This is a genomic window from Proteus myxofaciens ATCC 19692, assembly GCF_001654855.1.
Classification (GTDB): domain Bacteria; phylum Pseudomonadota; class Gammaproteobacteria; order Enterobacterales; family Enterobacteriaceae; genus Proteus; species Proteus myxofaciens.
This window is the reverse complement of the sequence record NZ_LXEN01000163.1, coordinates 1-2,523: the sequence shown is the minus strand read 5'-3', so window position 1 is coordinate 2,523 and position 2,523 is coordinate 1. Positions and strand designations below refer to the sequence as shown.

Sequence of the window (2,523 nt, the reverse complement as noted above, 5' to 3'; positions counted from 1 at the left end):
TGTATTATGCGTAGTTAACTAACTTTAAATGACGCTTAGTAAAACACCTCTTAATAAATTTAAGAGGTGTTTTTTATATCTAGATAATTGTTTTTCTCAGTCTAATTTAAAATTATTGTTTTATTTAAAAGAAGCTTCATATTCTCTTGCTTTATTAGCATCATATTGGCGTTCCCATTTTGCAATCACTAAAGCTGCAAGTGCATTACCGATAACATTTAATGCTGTTCTTGCCATATCCAATATACGGTCAATACCAGCAATGAATGCGAGTCCCTCTAATGGTATACCAACAGAACCAAGGGTTGCTAATAGCACAACAAAAGAGACACCAGGAACACCAGCAATACCTTTAGATGTAATCATTAATGTCACAACTAATGTAATTTCTTGCCAAAGCGAAAGATCAATACCATATAACTGAGCTATAAATATTGCTGCAATACTTTGATACAACGTAGAACCATCTAAATTAAAAGAATAGCCAATAGGTATAACAAAACTAGTTACTGATTTAGATGCGCCATATTGTTCCATTTTATCCATTATTCTTGGTAAAACAGTTTCAGAGCTTGCTGTCGAGTAAGCGAGAATTAATTCATCTTTTAATATTTTAATTAATGTAAAAATATTAATTTTGCACATCTTCGCCACAATACCTAAAACGACAATACCAAAGAAAAGAATTGCACCATGAACTAATACAACTAATTTTATTAATGGTATTAAAGAGCTAAAACCAAAATTAGCAACAGTAACAGAAATTAGCGCAAATACACCGATAGGTGCATACATCATAATCATATGAGTAACGCGGAACATTGTCTCAGAGAATGTTTGTAGTACGACTAATAAGGGTTCTTTTTTCTCTTGAGGTAATGATGAAAGTCCCATACCAAAAATAACAGCAAAGAAAATAACAGGTAGCATTTCGCCACTCGACATAGCTGCAAATATATTGGATGGTACTAGTGATAATAATGTCGCCATTATTCCATGAGAATGACTTTCGACTTGCTGTGTTGTTCTTTCATATTGTGATATATCAACCTGGTTAAGAGATGACATATCAATACCAACACCGGGTTGGAATATATTAGCTAAGCTAATTCCCACAATGATTGCTATCGTAGTAATTACTTCAAAATATAGGATAGTTTTAAATCCTAATTTACCCAACTGTTTGGTACTCCCCACACCGGCAATACCAACAACTAAAGTTGAAATGACAATGGGAACCACTATCATCTTTATTAATTGAATAAATATTTTTCCCGCAGGAGATAAAAAGTTTTCAATTAACCAATCTTTACTCTCACTATCGTGCAAAATTGCACCAACAATAATGCCTAAAACTAGAGCGATTAAAATTTGCCATCCTAGCCCAAATTTAAATTTATGCGTGCTTTTCGTTGTCATTTTTATATATCCTAATTTTTGTACTTAAATTGGTTATACTTTATAACTAACAGGATTGACAAATAAATATTTGTCAAAATAGCAATATAAAAACGATATATTAACAATAAAAGCCAAAATAAAATATATTGAAACAATAAAAACACAACAACTAACAAACAGAAACATTTTTTTAACATAATTACATCTTATTTACACAACGTGTCTGTCTTATTAAGACTAAAATATAGCTGATTATTATTGCTGTTTTCCTATATTATTGTATAAAAAATAAGCTAAACATGATTTTATTATTTAAACCTCTTTTCATTTTTATTACTCTCTTTGTATGAAAAATGTACAAAATTTATTATTTTAGTACTTCTGTAAATCAAAATTTACTGATGTGTTATTTTCCTACAAATAAACTTTATTAAATTATAATAAGATTTATTATGTCTTTCCCTCCCTAAATTATCTGGTGATACTTATTTTTGATAAAGAATATAAAATAAATTCTGAATTTTACCTATGGTTAGAAAATTTTTAATATTCAAATATCCAAAGTTGGTTTAGTATTAATTAATACATACTAGTGGTTATCGATTATATGAATGGAAACCAGAATATCTATTTTCTAATTTGATAAACGAACTTTTAGATAAAGAATACTCATCAATATATAAGTTTATAACAACTAGAATATAGAATGGCACTTTATTAAATGTTAGTGCCATTCTATTTTAATTTTATTTAATCTATGATATTAAAGAAATAACTAACTATTTTTTACAGCCCAAATACCTTTAATAGGTTTACCACAGTAAGCTAATACTGCGATTAAACATATTTCAATTGAAACAGCCCAATAAATATGGCCTAAAAATTCACTTAATAGTTCATATCCGTTTAGTTCCCATAACCAACCAGTATGTCCTTCATTATAAATCGGATGACGGAAACCAAGCAAAGGTATCATTATCCCATGTGCAAAAATAGTGATTAATACACCATACAATGCGCCAAAAAAAATTCTTATTTTAGGAATATATGCAGATAAGACGACATAAACAAATGCAAAAGCAAAACTAAATAGCCAATGATAAAGTGTAACAGCACCACCAA

The 2,523-nt window shown here is 29.1% G+C and carries 2 protein-coding genes; both read right to left on the bottom strand.

What is annotated here, in order from left to right; all coding sequences use genetic code 11:
- Positions 1–120 precede the first annotated feature (120 nt).
- The gene (gltP, locus tag M983_RS16325) at positions 121–1,419 is read right to left on the bottom strand and encodes a glutamate/aspartate:proton symporter GltP (protein ID WP_066753516.1); all 1,299 of its coding nucleotides are present in this window, start codon (positions 1,417–1,419) and stop codon (positions 121–123) included.
- A gap of 757 nt (positions 1,420–2,176) precedes the next feature.
- A partial coding sequence (locus M983_RS16320; RefSeq protein WP_157091985.1) for a DUF1440 domain-containing protein occupies positions 2,177–2,523 on the bottom strand: 347 nt, incomplete at its 5' end.

Excerpts from the sequence above, each read along its gene's own strand:
- gltP (WP_066753516.1), bottom strand. The coding sequence starts at position 1,419 with ATGACAACGAAAAGCACGCATAAATTTAAATTTGGGCTAGGATGGCAA.